The organism is Candidatus Thiosymbion oneisti, from assembly GCF_900092655.1.
Classification (GTDB): domain Bacteria; phylum Pseudomonadota; class Gammaproteobacteria; order Chromatiales; family Chromatiaceae; genus Thiosymbion; species Thiosymbion oneisti.
Map to the genome: position 1 here is coordinate 1 of NZ_FLUY01001210.1, position 1,017 is coordinate 1,017.

A 1,017-nucleotide genomic window follows, 5' to 3' on the forward strand; every position below is an offset into this window, starting at 1 on the left:
CTCCGAAACCGGGGGGGCTAGCCGGGATTTACAATCATGAGCACGGACAGGGCCTTGGATCCTGCAGCCTCCGCTCTCAGGGTCACGGCGCGCCCCTTCAGGTTCTCCGACCTGGTGGATTCGCTGGTAACCGGCTGGCAGATCTTCCGTACCCTGCCCGCTGCCAGCATCGCCTACGCCGGCGTATTTGCCTTGGTCGGTCTGGTGCTGCTGGCAATGATTGGCTATCTCGGTCTCTCCCCCATGGCGCTACCCGTCTCCGGGGGGTTTCTGCTTGTGGGTCCGGCACTCTTGACAGGATTTTCCCGGCTCACGGCAATCGCTGCGGAGACCCGTAAAGCGCGCCTCTCGGACGCCTTTGCCGCCTTCGCCCGGGCACCCGCCGGTCTGTGGCTGGTCGCCTCGCTATGCACCTTTCTGTTCCTGATCTGGATCACCGATGCGGCCGTTCTCTACGCTCTGATGATCGGAAGCGAGCACCTACCCTACGAGCTGCCCTGGTTGATCAGGTTGGAGCCTCAGGTGGTCGCCTTCGAGCTGTGGGGCTCGCTCATGGGCTCGGTGTTGGCATTTATCATCTTCGCCATCTCCGCATTTTCGGTTCCACTGTTGCATGAAGGACGCGCCGATTTTGTTCAGGCCGTGCTCGCCAGTGTACGCGCCGTGTTCGGCAATTTTCTCACCAGCATCGCCTGGGGGCTGATTCTGACGGGCGGCACCTTGCTCGCCATCCTGATGCTACCGCTCTTCGTGGTGCTGTTTCCGGTACTCGCTTATGCCAGCTTTGCGCTGTACCGGAGGGTGTTCCCCTTCCCGTTTGACCCAGGTTCAGGTGTAATGCCATCAGGTCAGCGATAGTGCTCGATATGTCGTGATCGTGTCATTCTCCCATCGCAGAAAAAGGTGGCACTTTTTCTGAATACTCATTGCAACCTTCTAATAGGACAGGATTAACAGGATGTTCAGGATTAACAGGATTTTTTTACCTCGTGGTCCTGAACTGCCATCAACGGTAAC

Annotated in this window: 1 protein-coding gene; it reads left to right on the top strand. The window is 58.4% G+C overall.

What is annotated here, in order from left to right:
- Positions 1-36 precede the first annotated feature (36 nt).
- Positions 37-858 carry a DUF2189 domain-containing protein gene (locus BQ17_RS12430; protein WP_089727524.1) on the top strand — a complete coding sequence of 274 codons (822 nt, stop codon included), beginning with the start codon at positions 37-39 and terminating at the stop codon, positions 856-858.
- Positions 859-1,017 lie beyond the last annotated feature (159 nt).

Excerpts from the sequence above, each read along its gene's own strand:
- BQ17_RS12430 (WP_089727524.1), top strand. The coding sequence starts at position 37 with ATGAGCACGGACAGGGCCTTGGATCCTGCAGCCTCCGCTCTCAGGGTC.